Raw genomic sequence first — 18,263 nt, forward strand, 5'->3', positions numbered from 1 at the left:
GCCTTGCGGGTACAACTAATGCTTCCTACGGTCGCAATTAAGGGAGCTGAGCGGTATATTTATACAAGCATAATAATATTTATTACTTTTTATAATGATATAAAAATATTATGAATACTTGGGAAAGGAAGGTTAAAGCTGATATGACAGTTGAGAAAATGAGGGACTACCTGTATCATCTTCCAGAGCAGTTTGCTGAAAGCCTCAAGATGGAATTTGACTTTGTCGAGGATTACCGCTCAGCTTATGAAAATATTGTAGTTTCCGGTTTGGGGGGATCAGCCATTGGCGGGGATATATTGCGCACTTTTGCACTACAAAAAGCCAGTATACCGGTAGTGGTAAACCGCGATTATAATCTTCCCGCCTTTGTGGGGGAGAAGACCCTTTTCTATGCGGTCAGCTATTCCGGGAATACTGAAGAGACCTTGAGTGCTTACCGGCAAGCGCGGGAACGGGGGGCAGCCATAGTCTGCTTTAGCAGCGGGGGAGAACTGGAGAAGATGGCCCGGCTGGATGGCAAGCCAGTGGTAAAAGTACCGACCGGTTTGGTACCACGGGCAGCTACCGGCTACCTCTTTGCTCCATTGGTCTTGTTGCTGGAAAAACTGGGGATAGTAGCCGGTGCAAGGGACGAATTGGGGGAATGTGTCCTGGTTTTACGGGATATCCGCGATTCGCTTCATCCGGAAATAGAGATAGAAAAAAACCCGGCCAAAAAAATAGCCCGGGAGCTCAAGGATAGTATCCCAATAATCTGGGGCAGCAGCGGAATTTCCGAGGTGGCGGCCCTGCGCTGGAAAGCTCAGATTAACGAGAATGCCAAGAGTCCGGCTTATTACCATGTTTTTCCGGAGCTCAACCACAACGAGATTGTCGGATTTGAAGTTCCTGCCGAACTTGTATCGCGGCTCTTTGTGGTTATATTAAAAGACCGTTTTGACCATGAGCGGGTAAAACGACGCATGGCAATAAGTCGGGATATAATCAAGCAGCGGGTTAAGGGTTTTGTTGAGGTAGAAAGCCGGGGTGAATCATTCCTGGCCCGGCTCTATTCGCTCTGTTATACCGGAGACTATGCCAGTTTTTATTTGGCTTTGGAAAACGGGATAAACCCGACTCCGGTGGCATTAATCGATTATTTGAAGGCGGAATTGGCTAAATGATGAAGCTATTGGGAAAAGCGCGCTTTTGATAAATAGTGATAAACAGGGGTTGTCCCCTTGATATATTGGATTCAAGGAGTTTTATGATGGAGTTCTATGGTGATTATCATACCCATTCCCGGCATAGCGATGGGCGGCAAAGTGAGGTAGATATTGTTGCGGCAGCGAGAAAGAGAGGTCTCAAAGAGGTAGCGATTACTGACCACGGTCCCCTGGCAGCTGTTATTGGGGTGGATAATGCCCGTGAATACTTGAAGATAAGAGAGAGGATAGACGAAGATTGCTGGGATGAGGAGGGACCACGGGTTCTGCTCGGCGCCGAGGCTAATATTCGGGATTTGCAGGGAACTTTGGATATTCCTCCGAGCGTAATTGAGGATTTAGACCTCCTCATTGCCGGTATGCATCCCTATACTCTGCCAACCACAGTCAAGGATGGTTGGGATTTATTTGCCCGCAATTCGCTGCGCCATCTGGGGGCAGCGCAGCGGAAAAAGGCTATCAATGCCAATACCAAGGCATGTAAAGAGGCCATTTACCAAAACCCGGATTTAGACATTTTGGCTCATCCCGGTCTTTTTTTTACGGTGGATGTCCAGGAAATAGCCGAGGCTTGTGCCCAGAAAGAGGTCTTGTTTGAAATAAATTGTGCTCATGAGCATCCCGATATTTCTGATATAATGGAGGCAGAACGGGTGGGGGTTTGCTTTATAGTAAACAGCGATTCCCATTTTGAAGAAACGGTGGGGGAGCTGGATTATGGTGCCCAGGTACTTGAACATCTGAAGATTGACCCGGAGAGAGTGGCAAACCTGGAAGCAGGGGGAGGTTATACACAATGGGGGAAAAAAATGAAGAACTACAGATACTCATAATTACCGGTTTATCTGGAGCTGGAAAAACCCAGGCCATAAATTGCCTGGAAGACATTGGCTATTACTGTGTAGATAATCTTCCTCCGGCGTTAATGTTTAAGTTTATCGAATTGAGCATGCAATCCGAAGGCATAAAAAAGGTGGCCCTGGTTATCGATGTTCGGGGAGGGGATTTCTTCCCGGATTTGTCTCTGGTACTTGAGGAACTGGAAGATAGCCAAATTAACTACCAGATTATTTTCCTGGAAGCTTCGGATGAGGTTCTGGTTAGACGTTTCAAAGAGTCCCGCCGCCGCCATCCCCTGGGCAGTTCCTCCCGGCTGCTGGAGGCCATTCAAGAGGAAAGAAGAATGCTGCAGGAACTGAGAGGAAAAGCGCACTTCTTGATTGACACCTCCAATCTCAGCCCGCGGGAACTTAAGGAGAAATTGGATCTTCGCTATAGTGAGGATGAAACGCTTCGTTTTTCTGCCAGCATAGTTTCTTTTGGTTATAAGCTGGGCCTGCCTATGGATTCCGACCTGGTAATCGATGTCCGTTTTTTACCCAATCCCTTTTATGACCCGCTTATGCGAACCATGACGGGAAAAGATCCCATGGTAATAGATTATGTACTGGAATCATCGGTTACCAAATCCTTTACGCGGCGTTTTTTAAACCTCTTAAAATACCTGATTCCGTATTATATTAAAGAGGGCAAAACCAACTTGGCCATTGCTATTGGCTGTACGGGTGGACAGCACCGCTCGGTGGTTTTGGCGGATTATACCGGAAAACAGCTGGAGAAGATGGGATATAATGTAATCGTCAGGCATAGAGATATTGCAAAACACAAAACGGAGGAATAAATGACAGTAGTTGATAAGGAAGCAAAAGTGGTGGTTATAGGTGGAGGGACAGGACTCTCTGTTCTGTTAAAAGGATTAAAAAACTACACTTCCCACCTGACGGCTGTGGTAACGGTTAGCGATGATGGAGGAAGTTCAGGACGCCTGCGAGCAGAGATGGGAGTCCTGCCACCGGGAGATATTCGTAATTGCCTGGTAGCCCTGGCGGAGACGGAGACCTTGATGGACAAGGTGTTTCAGCATCGTTTTGACCATGAGGGAAGCTTAAAAGGCCATAATCTTGGTAATTTGCTGCTGGTTGCCATGACTGAAATAGCGGGAGATTTTGTCTCCGCTATACAGGAAGTGAGCAAGGTACTGAAGGTCCGTGGCCGAGTATTGCCAGCCACCCTGGAACATGTGGCCCTGGGAGCTCGTATGAAAGACGGGATGTTGATATATGGTGAGACATCCATTAGGAACTATGGGGGAGAAATCGAGAGTCTGTTTCTGGTACCGGAAAAATGCTTGCCGGTGCCGGATGCTCTGGAAGCCATTATGGAGGCTGACATAATAGTTTTAGGTCCCGGCAGCCTGTATAGCAGTATTATCCCTAATCTCCTGGTAGAAGGGATAGGCTCTGCCCTGGCAAGCTCCAAAGCCCGGAAGGTCTATGTCAGTAATATCATGACCGAACACGGGGAGACCGATAGTTTTACTGCTGTCGATCATCTGCGGGTGATAATGAGACACCTGCCACAGTCCGTTGTTGAATACATAATCGTCAACAATGGGGTTATTGATGAAGGGATATTAAAAAGATATCGTGGGGAGCAAGCGGTTCCGGTGCTTTCTAATCGTCCGGAAATTGAAGCTATGGGTATCAAGCTTATTGAAGCGGACTTGGTTTCTGATTCTGATCTGGCCTGGCATGACTCAGAGAAATTGGCTCGGGTTATTATGAACCTATGATGCGGTAAAGCTTATATATTTATACAATTATTATGCAACAAAAGGAGTTTTACAGTGGAGTCGTAATCGGGAAAAAGGAGCAGATATGAGTTTTTCCAGTGATGTTAGAAATGAACTGGCCCGGATTATTCCGGAGAAGGAATGTTGCCGCAAGGCAGAGCTGGCAGCATTGCTGGCCATCAGCGGAGATCTTGTTGTAGGCGAAGATGGCCGGCGCATTCTAAAAGTGCAAGCAGACAACGCAGCAACCGCCAGGAAAATCATTACTCTGCTAAAAGAGAATTATCAAATACCATCAACGTTTAAGGCATTAGAACAAAAGAGATTTAAAAGAAAACGAATATATGAAGTTAATGTTCTCCTGGACGGAGAAGATGAGGCTTTGAATAAAGAGCTGGAAGAGATTCTCCTGCTCCGGGAAAAGGAAACAACTCCAGTGCTTAACCGCTCGCTGCTTGGGCGGACATGCTGCAAGCGGGCTTATTTGCGGGGGATATTCTTAAGCCGCGGTTCCATTAATCGTCCCGAAGGAGAATACCATTTGGAATTGGTCTTGAATGATAGCCGAATGGCTTTGGCTGTGCAGAAAATGCTGGATAAATTTGCCCTGGAACCTGGGCTGGTGGAGAGAAAAAACTATTTGGTCGTCTATCTCAAAGAAAGTGAAAAAATCGTAGATTTTTTACGAGTGGTGGAGGCGAGCAGAGCTTTACTTAACTTTGAAAATGTTCGTATTATCAAATCTGTACGCAATAATGTCAACCGTCAGGTCAATTGTGAAACGGCCAATCTTAGTAAGACCATTGATGCCTCACTGCGGCAAATTGAACTTATTAAGAGACTGCTGGAAGAACAAGGTTTAGAAATTCTCCCGGGAAATTTGCGGGATTTGGCGGAAATGAGGATGAGCTATACTGATGCCAGTTTAAAGGAACTGGGGGATTTATTAGATCCGCCCTTGAGCAAGTCAGGAGTGGCCTACCGGATGCGAAAACTGGAGGAATCAGTGAAGGAGATACTACAGGAAGACTAAAACTTCCATTTTCGTTAAGCTATTATTGTGCAAGAAAGGCAGGATATTATCCGCTTGGTGGAGAATATTTTTTATAGTTAAATAGGGTTTTTACAGGGGAGTATTATACTTAATTATAGATAGATATAGAGCTAGAGAGATATAAGGGGAGACAAGATATGAAATTAGTCCAGGATATTTCTATTCAGCAGCAACAAAAGCTACTGATGACGCCTGAATTGCGTCAGGCTATTGCAATATTACAGATGTCCACCCTGGAATTAAACGAGTATATTCAAAGAGAGCTGGAAGAGAACCCTTTTTTAGAGGAGAAAGAGGCTGAGGAAAACGGGGACTACGAAAAGGAGGCTGCTGATAACAGCGAAAGCAAACTGGAAGATTGGCTTGAATACTACAATGACCGGGATATTGGCTTTTTAAGTAGAGAAGCAGAAACAGAGAAGTCCTTTGAAAACTTTTTTGCCCGGCGACCCAGCCTTTATGAACATCTTGAATTCCAGCTGCGTTTGAGCTGCAAGAATCGGGATGAGTTGGCAATAGGGAACTATTTAATTGGCAGTATTGATAGGAATGGCTACCTGGGTATCGATTTAAAGGAACTGGCATCTCATTTGGAGGTGAGCCTGGAACAGGTAGAGGAAGTTCTGGAGATGGTTCATTCTTTTCATCCCCACGGTGTTGGGGCTCGGGACCTGCCGGAATGTCTTCTGCTGCAACTTAAGCATTATGGCAAGGAGAGTTTTCTGGCTCGGATAATTATTGAACAGCACATGGATGACCTGGCCCGGGGCAGGTTAAATAAAATAGCTCAGGCCCTTACGGTTCCAGTTCACCAGGTTCAGGAAATATCGGACTTGATCCGAACCCTGGATCCCCGGCCCGGATTGCAGTATAGCAATACTGATGAAATTAAATATATAATTCCCGATGTATTTGTGGAAAAAGTGGAGGGTGAGTACATAATAATTGTTAACGATTTCCACTTTCCCCGTTTGATGGTCAACCATCTCTATGAAAACATCCTGCGTCAACCTGATTCCTTTCCCCAGGATACTAAAAAATATATGGAGGATAAAATGGGTTCGGCGATATGGCTTATTCGCAGTATAGAACAGAGGCGTATGACTCTGTATAAAGTGGCCCGTTGTATTGTTGATATCCAAAGCGAATTCCTGGACAAAGGTATCGAGTATTTAAAACCGCTTAATCTCCGGCAAGTGGCAACAATAGTTGATGTGCATGAATCAACAGTCAGCCGTGCCACTACCAACAAGTATATTCAAACCCCACAGGGCTTATTTGAATTGAAGTATTTTTTTGGGGCTGGTTTGGAGTCTTGTTATGGTGGAGAGAAGGTTTCCAGCAAGAGTATTAAACGCAAGGTAGAGGAGATTATTGCCGAGGAAGATAGCTTAAAGCCCTTGAGTGATGAAGCCATTGCCAAGCTCCTGAAGAAACGGGGTTATCGTATTTCTCGCCGGACCGTGACCAAATACCGTCAGGAAATGGGTATCCCGGCTACCACTGCACGCAAAAGGTTTTAGTAAGAAAAGTCATCGATCGTCAGGCGTCAGTCGTCGGGAGAAGGAAGACAGAAGGCGGAAATCTGAGGACGTAACGGTCATCAGACGCGAAACACAGAGAAAAAGAGTGCTTCTTGTCCCTTTAATGGGACAGGAAGCACTCTTTTTTCGTTCTAATATTATGACTTCTTCAGTCCTTCAATCATTAGGGGAAGAACTTTATAGAGGTCTCCTTGAATAGCATAGTCGGAGACAGCGAATATGGGAGCGTTTTCATCATTGTTTATGGAACAGATGATGCGGGCATCACGGATACCGGTAATATGCTGAATCTGACCGGAAACACCGATGCCGATATAAAGCTCCGGTTTAACCTGTATTCCCGAAAGACCTATGCAGCATTCTTCCGGCAGCCAATGCATCTCATCGGAAATAGGGCGGGTACAGCCTATTTCTGCCCCCAGTAGATCAGCCAGTTCCCGCACGAGGGAAAGGTCTTCTTCCTTTTCTACTCCCCGGCCCACGCAGAGCAGTATTCTAGCCTCAGTAAGGGCAGCAGCTTCATGGGTTCGGGTCTTTTTCCCCAGAATTTTTACTCTTGATGGAGGCGCAGGTGGCAGTTCCCGTATATTCCCTGTTCTTCCCTCCTGCACAGCGGCAGGGCTAAAGAGACGGGGAGGAATGGTGGCCATCTGGGGGCGGGTGGGTATAACAACCCTTTGCACCGCTGCACCACCAAAGATAAGCCGCTCCATTACCAAACTCTGGTCGTCATTACTTAGTTCTAGAGAAATACAGTCACTGCACAAACCGGTGTTTAAACGGGCGGCAATCCGGGCTGCCAGTTCTTTTCCACGTAAAGAAGAACCGATAAGGAAAATATCGGGTTTTTCCTGTAAAACTTCGGCAACTATTAGCGGAATACAAGCCATAAAATCCTCATCTTTGGCCAGGGGAGGAAGATAGAGTACCTCATCGGCACCACGGGCAATACAGTCATGGGCTTTTTCATCATTCCCTGAATTATGGGGAAGGATAACCACGATTTTACCGGCCAGCTTTTGGGCCAGTTCCTTTCCCCCCTGTATCAGTTCGAGATTATGTTCGTAGTCTTCAGCAAAAATCCAAATTCCCGCCATCTATTTCACCCCCCGAGCAATTAGTCCCTTGCTTTGAAGAGTATCTAGCAGAAGCATGATATCTGCGGCCTCATCGCTTAGTTTCTGCCCGTTTCTTTCCATATTGGCTTTGAAGCTGGCCAGGACTTGCAGACAGGGTGCAAAATTTCCAGACAGTTCATCTTTAACGATTTCGATTACTGGTTTCTTGGAAGCCGCCAGGGTATCTCTGAGTCCGGGTATTCGCGGGGAATTAATATCGGGCAATACCGTTAAAAGAGCAGGCAGGCTTAGCGAAACAGTTTCGATACCGTCATCTACTTTGCGCTCGGCAATGAGCTGCTCCCCTGCCAAATCTATCTTGCTTACCATGGTAACGCATGGAATATCGAGAAGTTCAGCCAGGCGCGGGCCTACTTGCTGGGCATAAAGGTCGCTCGATCCCTCTCCGCAGATGATCAGGTCATATTCTGTTTTTGCAGTGATGACATCAGCTAAAATAACTGCGGTTTGCGCCGGCTCCAAATTCTCAAAAGAGGGGTCATTAATAAAATAGGCCTTTTCCGGGCCGCGGGAGAGGGCATCCTTAACTCCCTTGGTATCGTCAGGATGACCTACGGTAATGGCTGCCACGCTGCCACCATATTTTTCATAGAGCTGCATGGCTTCTTCAATGGCATTGCGGTCATAGTCGCTCATTTTCTTATCGGCATATTCCAAATCCAGCTCTGGCGAGCTGTCGGTTCTTATATAAGCTTCGTCAACCACCCATTTATAACAAGCAATAATTCGGGGCATAAAAAACACCTCGTTTCTTAATCCCAGGCTCATAATCCAAGGCTTAGCGTAAAAGATTTCCTGCTATAACCATACGCTGGGCTTCTGAGGTACCCTCGTATATTTCGGTAATTTTGGCATCGCGCATCAGGCGCTCAACTTTCTGACCTTTAATATAACCATATCCCCCGTGGATCTGCACCGCCTTGGAAGTATGACGAGTAGACATTTCCGCAGCGAAAACCTTGGCCATGGCAGCCTCCTTGCTAAAAGGTTGTTTCTGATCTTTTAAGAAAGCGGCATAGGAATAGAGGAAACGCGCGGCGGCAATATCGGTAGCCATGTCGGCAATCATCCACTGAATGGCCTGGTTTTTGGATATGGGTTTGCCAAACTGCACTCGCTGTTTGGAATAGCTTATGGACTCGTCCAGAGCAGCCTGGGTAATACCAACGGCTTGGGCAGCAATGCCGATACGGCCATGGTCAAAAGAGGACATGGCTATCTGCAACCCCTGCCCTTCTTTGCCCAGCAAGTCTTCCCGGGGAACCCGGCAGTCTTTTAAAATAATTTCCGAAGTCTGGGAAGCTCTTATGCCCATTTTATAAAAATGTTGTCCTACTTTAAGACCGGGATTATCCTTGGAGATAATAAAGGCGCTCATTCCTTTGCCTCCCAGGGATTTGTCAGTAAAGGCAAAAACCACAAAAGTATCAGCAACTGGGCCGTTGGAAGTAAAGGTTTTAATTCCGTTGAGTACATAGCTATCACCGTCTAAAGTGGCAGTAGTAGTAGCTGCTCCGACATCAGTGCCTGCTCCCGGTTCGGTCACCGCAAAAGCTCCGATGTGCTGGCCTTTGGCCAGGGGAACCAGGTATTTTTGCTTCTGCTCTTCATTCCCAAAATTGAAGATGGGGCCGCTGGCCAGGGAGGTGTGACAGGATACGGTAAAACCGGTAGCCGCACAGGAACGGGATATTTCTTCGATAACCATGGCATAGCTGACATAATCTAAACCGGCTCCGCCATACTCAACCGGATAAGGCATACCCATCCATCCGCCTGCTGCCAATTGCTCAATAACTTCAGCCGGGTAGCGACTGGACTCATCGATTTCTACCGCAATGGGGTCCAGGTACTTTTTGACTAGCTCTCTTATGTTTTCCCTGATCAATTCTTGTTCTTCACTCAATTTGAAATCCATTAAAATCCAACTCCTTTCTTTTTTGAATAAGCCAAGGGTCGAATGACTTACTCTAAACCAAGGTCTGCCTTTGTATGCATTGTAAAACCAGAAATATATGTTGTCAACCATTAGTTTGTATACCAATCATTTTTTCTTAATTCGACAAAAAGCCCCGGATTAGTTGCCGGGGCTTAGTTTATGTAGAAGTTCTTTAAGAGATTCGTATTCTTTGTCATTCATTTCTTGCAGGGCTTTTTTGTTGGCATTAAGGATGGCCTGGCTCAAAGGTTCTTCGAGGGCCTGACCCTTTTCCGTTAATAAGACTTGTAAGGCTCGCCGGTCTTTAGGATCGGCTGTTTTCTTGATCAGTCCTTTTTGTTCCATACGGTCGAGAATACCGGTGACGGTTGAACTGTCCAGGTAGAGGTGTTCTGCCAGTTGCTTTACGGTTTGACCGTTATCTTTCCAAAGGCACTTGAGAACGGAATACTGTCCAGGGGTTACCCCGTGGGGTATTAGCTCAGCTTTAAAAAGTTGATGAACAGATTGTTGAGCCTTGGTGAGAACAAAATTCAGGCATTGATCAAGTTCCATCTTCGTAACTTCCTTTCATTAGTAACCCAAACTGCTTTATACTTTATATATGTTACGACAAAAGTAGGGCGGGGGCTTCGATATAGCAGTCGCTTTACCTTTTTAGAGAGTCAATCTCGTCTTCTTGAGAAGTTAAACGCTTATCCAGACGGCCAATATCAGACCAAACACCTTTTAAATCCCGCTTGATAACGTTAACATCTTTTTGTATTTTTTTTACCTGGGTTTCGAGTTTAGTTACCTGGATTTCGAGTTTAGCTTGTCTGGCTTCCAATTTAGACTGGCCGGCTTCGAGCTTGGCTTGACCGGCTTCGAGCTTAGACTGGCCAGCTTCGAGCTTAGCCTGTCCCTCATCCAGTTTATCCAAGCGGCAATTTATTTGCGATAATTGTTCAATCACCAGGTTCTGAAAATCACTATCTTTCAATTTGAAATTCCCCCTTAGATTACCCTATTTATTATTTTACAATAGAATCCTGCTTTGGCTAGCTTTATTTTGGAAAATTCGGAAGGCTCTTGCAACGGGTAGGTTTTTTCAAATGTGCATCATTTTATCCTATTATGATATAATATTAAAAAAGAATATTCGCAAAAAAATTGCATTTGCAACGGGACAATTTTGTCCCTAAGACTAATTTGGGTCCCGGAATAAACTTGGAAAAGGATAGATTATGGATAGACTTTTTACCATCATACAGCGTTTTGCTCCGGAAAGCCTGGAGATTATGGAAACAAGGTATCGTTTGTTGCGACAGATACTTCACCACCAACCAGTGGGAAGAAGACAATTGGGTAAAGAGTTGGGGCTTAGTGAGAGAATGGTAAGAAGCGAGATGGAACTGCTGAGATCGCGGGGAGCGGTTTATTTCACTGCTGCAGGCATCTATCTAACGGCATATGGTGAAGAACTATTAAGTGATATAGATGAACTAATACCCTATATTTTTGGCATACAAACTTTAGCTGAAAGAATTAAACAAATGTTTAATCTCACAGAAGTTATTATTGTTCCAGGGGATTCGCAGGATGATTATTTGGCTAAACGGGATTTAGGCCGAGCCGCCGCCCGCTTTCTCAAGAGAAACTTGTATCTTGGCTGTACGGTAGCCGTTACCGGGGGAAGTACTTTGGCGGAAATGGTTACAGCTTTTGGTGATGGTATCAATGCCAGAGATGTTCTGGTAGTACCGGCCCGCGGTGGGCTGGGGGAGGAAATGGAACAGCAGGCCGGGGTGATAGCCGCCCGGATTGCAGGGGCTATTGGTGCCCAATATCGCCTTTTACATATACCTGATAACCTGGAGGAGAGTACGGTGGAGATATTGAAAAATGATGTACATATTAAGACGGTAGTTCAAGCCATAAAGAACAGCGATATTCTCTTGCATGGTATAGGCTCAGCTATGGAAATGGCTAACCGTAGAGGATTGGCTTCTGAGGAAATTGATTATTTGCAAGAAAAGAGAGCAATTGGAGAAGCTCTTCGATATTATTTTGATAAAAAGGGCAAAATAGTCTATGAAGTGCCGGGAATAGGGCTGGAATTCCCTGATTTGCAGAATATCGGGATTATCGCTGCGGTAGCTGGAGGCAAGAACAAAGCTGATGCCATCAAAGCCGTTTTAAGTCATCAGCACGAGAGTGTGTTAATAACCGACGAAGGAGCGGCAAGAAAAATTATAGAAGAAAACAATGGGAAGGATGATGGGTAATGGCAGTCAAGGTTGCGATCAACGGTTTTGGGCGTATAGGGAGGCTGGTAGGTCGGATTGCATTGCAGAGAGAAGACGTAGAAATTGTGGCCGTTAACGGACTGGGAGATATTAAAACCAGCAGTCATCTTTTTAGATATGATTCGGTTCACGGAGAGTTCAAAGGACAGGTAGCAATTGATGGTGAATATTTGATGCTCAATGGACAAAAAGTCAGGTATTTATCGGAAAAGGACCCCCGGCAACTACCCTGGAAGGAATTAGGAGCAGAAGTAGTGGTAGAAGCCAGTGGGGCCTTTCGTACTCGGGAAAAGGCCGCCCAGCACCTGCAGGCCGGGGCCAAAAAAGTAGTTATTACTGCACCTGGTAAAGGGGTGGAGTTGACTATGGTCATGGGAGTAAATCACGAGCAATACCGGCCAGAATTCGATGTGGTATCAAATGCTTCCTGTACTACTAATTGCCTGGCTACCGTGGCCAAAGTGCTGTTGGATGAGTTTGGAATTAATAAAGGCTTGATTAATACGGTACATTCCTATACCAATGACCAGCGGGTTATAGATTTGGAGCATGATGATTTGCGCCGGGCCCGAGCGGCAGGGCTGTCTATGATTCCTACGACCACCGGAGCTGCCAGTGCCCTGGGCCTGGTCTTGCCTGAACTGGAGGGGAAACTGGATGGTTTGGCGGTAAGGGTTCCCACTCCGGATGTTTCCTTGTTGGATTTTACCCTGGAACTGGAGAAGCCGGCCACGGCTGAAGCAATTAACCAGGCCTTCAAGGCGGCCAGTGAGGGTTACCTGAAGGGCTATTTGCGTTATGAAGAAGAGCCGCTGGTTTCCATAGATTACCGCGGAGATGAACATTCCGCTATCGTAGATGGACCCTTGACCATGGTAATGGGTGATAGATTGGCCAAGGTTATTGCCTGGTATGATAATGAATGGGGTTATTCGGCCCGGGTGGTTGATATGGTAGCTTATTTAGCAGCTAAAGGGCTGTAACGAGGCGAAATATGTCCCCTTCGCCGGGTGTTGCATCCATGCTTTGTCAACGCTCGCTTTGTATATTTATGCAACCCTTATGCAACAAAAGGGGTTTTGCAATGGAGTCAAAATTCGATTTGGAGGTATGTTGCTTGCGTAGTCTAAAAGAGCTCGAACTAAAAGGCCAAAGGGTTTTAATGCGGGTGGATTTCAATGTACCCACAGATAAAGAAGGCAATATTATTGACGATACCAAGATGAGGGCCGCACTCCCCAGTATTGAACATGTTCTGGCTCAAGGCGGGCGGCTCATTCTTATGAGCCACCTGGGTCGACCCAATGGTAAGATAGATGAAAAATACAGCCTGAAAAACCTGGCTTCCCGCTTGGGGCAGTTACTGGCAGCACCGGTATACATGGCCCATGATTGTATTGGTCCGGAAGTAGCGCAGGCTGCAAGGGGATTGCAGGATGGGGAAGTACTGCTTTTAGAAAACCTGCGTTTTCATGCGGAAGAAGAGAAGAATGATCCCGCCTTTTCCCGGGAACTGGCGTCCCTGGGTGATATTTTCGTTAATGATGCTTTTGGCACGGCGCACCGGGCTCATTCATCAACTGCCGGCATAGCGGATTATTTACCCTGTTATGCCGGGTTTTTGATGGAAAAAGAGGTGGAAATGCTGGAAAAGGTTCTGGAAAACCCGCAGAGCCCAAGGATGGCTATAATGGGTGGAGCCAAAGTAGCGGATAAACTGGGCTTAATTGGTAATCTTCTGCAAAAAATGGATGTAATACTAATCGGCGGGGGTATGGCCAATACCTTTTTAAAGGCCCTGGGAAAAACTATAGGAAAATCAATCTGCGAAGATAACCTGCTGGAACAGGCCCGGGGTTTGGTAGAAGAGGCCGAAAAGAAAAATGTGAGTCTAATCCTGCCGTTGGATGCGGTCGTAGCCCCGGAATTATCAGCTGAGGCCCCGGGGCAAATCGTGGATATTGATCATGTTCCTGCGGAATTGATGATTCTGGATATAGGGCCGCAAAGCATAGAGCTTTTTAAGAAATATATTGAGAAGGCTTCGACCATTGTATGGAATGGTCCCCTGGGGGTATATGAATACCCGAACTTTGCCCGGGGAACCGAGGAGATAACCCGTGCTATAGCCCGCTCTTCTGCGGTAAGCGTAATCGGTGGAGGAGACACGGCAGTTATAGTACATGATATGGGCTTGGAAGAAGGTATTACCCATATTTCCACCGGCGGGGGAGCTACCCTGGAGTTTCTGGAAGGAATAAGGCTTCCCGGAGTGGCTGCCTGCCAGGAGAAAGCAGCCCGCGGAATTGGAGCCGAGTTGGGCCAGGGAGCGCCCTTGTGGGAAAAAAGTTAAAGGGAGGGGATTTTCTGCGCCGGAGATTAATTGCCGCCAATTGGAAAATGAATAAAAGTATCCGGGAGGCCGAAGATTTTGCCCGGGAGTTTTTACAACTGATCCCGGATGCCAACAGTAACGAGCGACCGGAGATCGTGATTTGTCCTCCATTTACGACTTTAAGTACATTAAAATCTATCACGGAAGATTACGGGGTTAAACTGGGCGCCCAAAATGCCTTCTGGGAAGAAAAGGGAGCTTATACCGGGGAGATTTCCCCATCCATGCTGTTGGACGCCGCTTGCAGTTATGTGATTCTGGGGCATTCCGAACGACGGCAGATAATGGGAGAAAGCAATAATATAATAAACCGTAAAGTCAAGGCAGCTGTGGAGGCAGGAATTATTCCCCTGCTCTGTGTGGGGGAAACCCTGCAGGAGAGGGAAAAAGATAGGGCCCGGGAAGTAGTGAAGGAGCAGCTGGTCAAATGCCTGAAGGATATCAAGCTCTCCGGGGAGAAACTGGTGGTAGCTTATGAACCGGTTTGGGCTATTGGTACCGGAGTTAACGCCAGCAGTGACGATGCCCAGGAGATGATTGCTTTTATCCGTAGCTGTCTGGAGAAAATCTATAGCCGGGAAGAAGCTGATTTAACCAGAATCATATATGGAGGCAGCGTTAAAGAGGAAAATATTGCCGAATTTTTGGGAGAAGCGGATGTGGATGGGGCTCTGATCGGCGGGGCCAGCCTGCAAGCTGAATCTTTGGCCCGAATAGTGAGGTTGAGCAGCAATGCCTAAAAAACCACTGGTTTTGATGATTCTCGATGGATGGGGCAACCGGGCAGCCTGTAGCGACAATGCTATCAGCCTGGCCAACCCCGTACATTTTTGCAGTTTGCAAACGAAATACCCGTCTACCCTTTTGGCTTGTTCTGGTAAAGATGTAGGCTTACCGGCCGGGCAAATGGGCAACTCCGAAGTGGGGCACCTGAACATAGGTTCAGGCCGCATCGTATTCCAGGAGATAAGCCGTATCAGTAATGCTATAGAAGATGGCTCCTTCTTTTCCAATCCGGTTTTTTTAGCATCCCTTAATTCTGCTCGTGCAAAAAATGGAACTGTTCACCTTATGGGCTTACTATCAGATGGAGGGGTACATAGCCACAGCGAGCATATTTATGCCTTGTTGCGCCTGTGTCAGATACAGCAGGTGGAAAAAGTCTTCGTACATGCCTTCCTTGATGGCCGGGATGTGGGGCCCCAAACGGCGGGCAAGTATATAGCGGAACTGGAGGAAAAAATGCAGCGACTCGGAGTGGGAAAGATGGCTACTCTGGGTGGCAGGTTTTATGGCATGGACCGGGATAAGCACTGGGATAGGATAGAAAAAGCTTATGATGCTATGGTTTTAGGGGAGGGCCGGAAGGCCCCCAATGCTTTTGCGGCTCTGCAGAACAGTTATGAAGCCAGGTTGAGCGATGAATTCATGGAACCGGTAGTGATAATAGATGAAAAGGGCGAGCCTTTAGGATTAATCGAGGACGGAGACAGCATAATATTTTTTAATTTCCGGGCGGACCGGGCACGGCAGATAAGCCGGGCTTTCACGGACAGAGAACTGCACTCTTGTAAGAGAAAAGTCCGGCCCGAGGTTTTCTTTGTTTGCCTGACCCAATATGATGCCACTATCGAGGCTCCGGTGGCCTTCCCCCCGCAGAATCTGGAGAATACCCTGGGGGAGGTGCTGGCCGCCGCTGGTCTAAAGCAGTTGCGCATTGCCGAGACGGAAAAATACGCCCATGTTACTTTTTTCTTTAATGGTGGTGTGGAAGCAGCCAACCCGGGGGAAGATAGAATTCTGATTCCTTCGCCCGCAGTGGCTACTTATAACCTGCAGCCGGAAATGAGTGCCCCGGAAGTAAGCAAACGGGTTATACAGGAAATAGAGCGGGATTTCTATGATGTAGTAATAATGAATTATGCCAATCCCGATATGGTCGGCCATACCGGTATATTGGAAGCCGCCGTCAAGGCAGTTAAAGCGGTGGATGAATCTATGATAGAGGTGGTAAGGCTGGTGCGGGAGAAAGGGGGGATAACTCTGATAACGGCAGACCACGGCAATTGTGAGATGATGGTCTGTCCGCAAACAGGGAATCCCTTTACTGCTCATACTTGCGAAAAGGTACCTTTTATTCTGGTTTCAGATGGACATATTGATTGCCAGCTGCGGGATGATGCTATTTTATCGGATATTGCCCCTACCATCCTGGAGCTTTTAGATTTGCCGGTTCCAGCAGAAATGACCGGGAAATCCCTTTTAAGGGGTGAGGCGTGAGGGGTAAGCTGTGAGGGAATGAGGGAATAAATAGTAACACAGGAGGAAAGGAAGCGAAAAGATGAGTACCATAGTGGATGTATTTGCGCGCGAAGTATTGGATTCCCGCGGGAATCCCACCGTAGAAGTGGAGGTATTCCTGGAAGATGGGACTATGGGACGAGCCATAGTGCCTTCGGGTGCCTCTACCGGAGCCCATGAAGCCGTGGAACTCCGAGACGGCGACAGCAAAAGATACCTGGGCAAAGGGGTATTACAGGCGGTAGACAATGTGAATATGATAATTGCGCCGGAAGTCATCGGCATGGATGCCACTGCGCAGATCGATATAGACCAGCTGATGATTGATTTAGATAATACACCGAACAAAGCTAAATTAGGGGCCAATGCCATAATGGGGGTGTCGTTAGCTACCGCCCGGGCCGCCGCTACCCACCTGGCTATTCCGCTGTATCAATACATCGGCGGGGTAAACGCCCGGGAGATTCCGGTACCTATGATGAATATATTAAATGGCGGAAAACACGCGGATAATAATGTGGATATCCAGGAATTCATGATCGTTCCCAGCGGAGCACCTAATTTTGCCGAAGGCTTGCGTATGGGGGTTGAAGTCTATCACAGCCTGAAAAAGGTTTTAAATAATAAGGGACTGGGCAGTGGAGTTGGCGATGAGGGCGGATTCGCGCCCAACCTGCCCTCCAATGAGGCCGCCCTGGACCTGATCCTGGAAGCCATTGCCGCTGCAGGATACCAGGCGGGAAGTGATATTAACCTGGCCCTGGATGTCGCCGCCACCGAGCTGTTCAAAGATGGCAAGTATCACCTGGCCAGCAGCGGGCAGGTATTGTCTTCCTCCGAAATGGTTGATTTCTATGCCCAAATGCTTGAAAAATACCCCCTTATATCCCTGGAAGATGGCCTGGCGGAGGATGATTGGGATGGCTGGAAACAGCTTACTGAGCGTTTGGGCTCGAAAATACAACTGGTAGGTGACGATCTCTTTGTTACCAATAGCCAGAGGTTGGCGCGGGGGATAGAAGAGGGAGTTTGCAACAGTATTCTCATTAAGGTGAACCAGATCGGCACCTTAAGCGAAACCCTGAATACTATTGAAATGGCCAGGAGAGCCGGCTACACCTGTGTAATATCGCACCGCTCGGGGGAGACGGAGGATTCTACTATTGCTGATATTGCCGTGGCTACCAATGCCGGGCAGATCAAGACCGGTGCTCCGGCTCGTAGTGACCGGGTAGCCAAGTATAACCAACTGCTGCGGATCGAGGAGGAACTGGATGTCTTCGCCGTATACCGGGGCATAAAGGCTTTTAAACGCTAGCAGAGAAGTCGTGACGGAAGACAGAAGGCGCTTGTTTTTTGTCAACTCCTTGTGATAAAATAATATCCAGTTCTTAAGGATGCCGAATTAATTGGAGGTGTACCCGTGTTAAAAACTATTATCCTGATCCTGCAAGTAATCTGCGCTCTGGGGCTGATTTCCACTATTCTCCTGCAGTCGGGGAAGAGTGCAGGCCTTTCGGGAAGCATTGCCGGAGCTGGTGAGACCATTTTTGGAGGAAAGAAAAAAGGCCTGGATGACCTGTTGGCCAAAATAACCGCGTATGTTGCCGTATTGTTTATGATTTTGACCCTAACCCTGGCGATAATGAACCAGTAGGACAGGAATAATAAAATAGAGGGCAGCAAAGCAGCAGGTGAGGGATTCTTACCTGCTTTTTCTTATTGCAAAATTCGGGGTGGAAAGGGTAGAGGTAATAATTAGC

At 47.1% G+C, this 18,263-nt stretch carries 18 protein-coding genes; 13 read left to right on the top strand and 5 right to left on the bottom strand.

All coding sequences use genetic code 11. From position 1 onward, the window contains the following. Nucleotides 1–143 precede the first annotated feature (143 nt). The 6 genes from SWOL_RS01350 (at nucleotide 144) to rpoN (ending at nucleotide 6,417) form a co-directional block, all read left to right on the top strand. Nucleotides 144–1,166 (top strand): bifunctional phosphoglucose/phosphomannose isomerase, encoded by a 1,023-nt coding sequence (locus tag SWOL_RS01350; RefSeq protein ID WP_011639718.1) that lies wholly within the window; start codon nucleotides 144–146, stop codon nucleotides 1,164–1,166. 83 nt (nucleotides 1,167–1,249) lie between these two features. Beyond that, nucleotides 1,250–2,041 (top strand): PHP domain-containing protein, encoded by a 792-nt coding sequence (locus SWOL_RS01355; RefSeq protein ID WP_081424750.1) that lies wholly within the window; start codon nucleotides 1,250–1,252, stop codon nucleotides 2,039–2,041. Then, nucleotides 2,005–2,889: an RNase adapter RapZ gene (gene rapZ, locus SWOL_RS01360; RefSeq protein WP_011639719.1), complete on the top strand. Its 885-nt coding sequence runs from the start codon at nucleotides 2,005–2,007 to the stop codon at nucleotides 2,887–2,889. The genes SWOL_RS01355 and rapZ overlap by 37 nt, the downstream gene beginning before the upstream one ends. Next, nucleotides 2,890–3,840 carry a gluconeogenesis factor YvcK family protein gene (locus SWOL_RS01365; protein WP_011639720.1) on the top strand — a complete coding sequence of 317 codons (951 nt, stop codon included), beginning with the start codon at nucleotides 2,890–2,892 and terminating at the stop codon, nucleotides 3,838–3,840. It abuts the gene before it with no gap. A gap of 85 nt (nucleotides 3,841–3,925) precedes the next feature. Then, nucleotides 3,926–4,873 carry a DNA-binding protein WhiA gene (whiA, locus tag SWOL_RS01370; RefSeq protein ID WP_011639721.1) on the top strand — a complete coding sequence of 316 codons (948 nt, stop codon included), beginning with the start codon at nucleotides 3,926–3,928 and terminating at the stop codon, nucleotides 4,871–4,873. A 158-nt stretch (nucleotides 4,874–5,031) separates the two neighbouring features. Next, on the top strand, nucleotides 5,032–6,417 hold the full coding sequence (gene rpoN / locus SWOL_RS01375; RefSeq protein ID WP_011639722.1) for an RNA polymerase factor sigma-54: 1,386 nt from the start codon (nucleotides 5,032–5,034) through the stop codon (nucleotides 6,415–6,417). A gap of 158 nt (nucleotides 6,418–6,575) precedes the next feature. Here rpoN and SWOL_RS01380 read toward each other — a convergent pair whose 3' ends face one another. The 5 genes from SWOL_RS01380 to SWOL_RS01400 form a co-directional block, all read right to left on the bottom strand. Next, nucleotides 6,576–7,535 (bottom strand): electron transfer flavoprotein subunit alpha/FixB family protein, encoded by a 960-nt coding sequence (locus SWOL_RS01380; protein ID WP_011639723.1) that lies wholly within the window; start codon nucleotides 7,533–7,535, stop codon nucleotides 6,576–6,578. Continuing rightward, a complete protein-coding gene (locus tag SWOL_RS01385; protein WP_011639724.1) occupies nucleotides 7,536–8,312 on the bottom strand; it encodes an electron transfer flavoprotein subunit beta/FixA family protein in 777 nt (258 codons plus the stop codon). 43 nt (nucleotides 8,313–8,355) lie between these two features. Further along, entirely contained in the window at nucleotides 8,356–9,495 is a 1,140-nt protein-coding gene (locus tag SWOL_RS01390) for an acyl-CoA dehydrogenase (RefSeq protein ID WP_011639725.1), read from the bottom strand. A gap of 159 nt (nucleotides 9,496–9,654) precedes the next feature. Beyond that, on the bottom strand, nucleotides 9,655–10,071 hold the full coding sequence (locus tag SWOL_RS01395; protein ID WP_011639726.1) for a MarR family winged helix-turn-helix transcriptional regulator: 417 nt from the start codon (nucleotides 10,069–10,071) through the stop codon (nucleotides 9,655–9,657). Nucleotides 10,072–10,165: 94 nt separating this feature from the next. Beyond that, the gene (locus SWOL_RS01400; RefSeq protein WP_011639727.1) at nucleotides 10,166–10,498 is read right to left on the bottom strand and encodes a hypothetical protein; all 333 of its coding nucleotides are present in this window, start codon (nucleotides 10,496–10,498) and stop codon (nucleotides 10,166–10,168) included. Nucleotides 10,499–10,742: 244 nt separating this feature from the next. Between SWOL_RS01400 and SWOL_RS01405 the strand changes: the two genes are divergently transcribed. The 7 genes from SWOL_RS01405 to secG all read left to right on the top strand — a co-directional run bounded on the left by SWOL_RS01405 (nucleotide 10,743) and on the right by secG (nucleotide 18,157). Further along, a complete protein-coding gene (locus tag SWOL_RS01405; RefSeq protein ID WP_011639728.1) occupies nucleotides 10,743–11,783 on the top strand; it encodes a sugar-binding transcriptional regulator in 1,041 nt (346 codons plus the stop codon). Then, nucleotides 11,783–12,787, top strand: a complete 1,005-nt coding sequence (gene gap / locus SWOL_RS01410; protein ID WP_011639729.1) for a type I glyceraldehyde-3-phosphate dehydrogenase — start codon at nucleotides 11,783–11,785, stop codon at nucleotides 12,785–12,787. Before SWOL_RS01405 ends, gap begins: the two co-directional genes overlap by 1 nt. Before the next feature lie 101 nt (nucleotides 12,788–12,888). Beyond that, nucleotides 12,889–14,157 carry a phosphoglycerate kinase gene (locus tag SWOL_RS01415; RefSeq protein ID WP_155814097.1) on the top strand — a complete coding sequence of 423 codons (1,269 nt, stop codon included), beginning with the start codon at nucleotides 12,889–12,891 and terminating at the stop codon, nucleotides 14,155–14,157. After that, entirely contained in the window at nucleotides 14,142–14,939 is a 798-nt protein-coding gene (gene tpiA, locus SWOL_RS01420) for a triose-phosphate isomerase (protein WP_011639731.1), read from the top strand. The genes SWOL_RS01415 and tpiA overlap by 16 nt, the downstream gene beginning before the upstream one ends. Next, nucleotides 14,932–16,479, top strand: a complete 1,548-nt coding sequence (gene gpmI / locus SWOL_RS01425) for a 2,3-bisphosphoglycerate-independent phosphoglycerate mutase (RefSeq protein WP_011639732.1) — start codon at nucleotides 14,932–14,934, stop codon at nucleotides 16,477–16,479. Before tpiA ends, gpmI begins: the two co-directional genes overlap by 8 nt. A 61-nt stretch (nucleotides 16,480–16,540) precedes the next feature. Beyond that, a complete protein-coding gene (eno, locus tag SWOL_RS01430) occupies nucleotides 16,541–17,818 on the top strand; it encodes a phosphopyruvate hydratase (RefSeq protein ID WP_011639733.1) in 1,278 nt (425 codons plus the stop codon). A gap of 105 nt (nucleotides 17,819–17,923) precedes the next feature. Further along, nucleotides 17,924–18,157, top strand: coding sequence for a preprotein translocase subunit SecG (gene secG / locus SWOL_RS01435; protein ID WP_011639734.1), 234 nt, complete (start codon nucleotides 17,924–17,926; stop codon nucleotides 18,155–18,157). Nucleotides 18,158–18,263: the final 106 nt, after the last annotated feature.

Source organism: Syntrophomonas wolfei subsp. wolfei str. Goettingen G311, assembly GCF_000014725.1.
Taxonomy (GTDB): Bacteria; Bacillota; Syntrophomonadia; order Syntrophomonadales; family Syntrophomonadaceae; genus Syntrophomonas; species Syntrophomonas wolfei.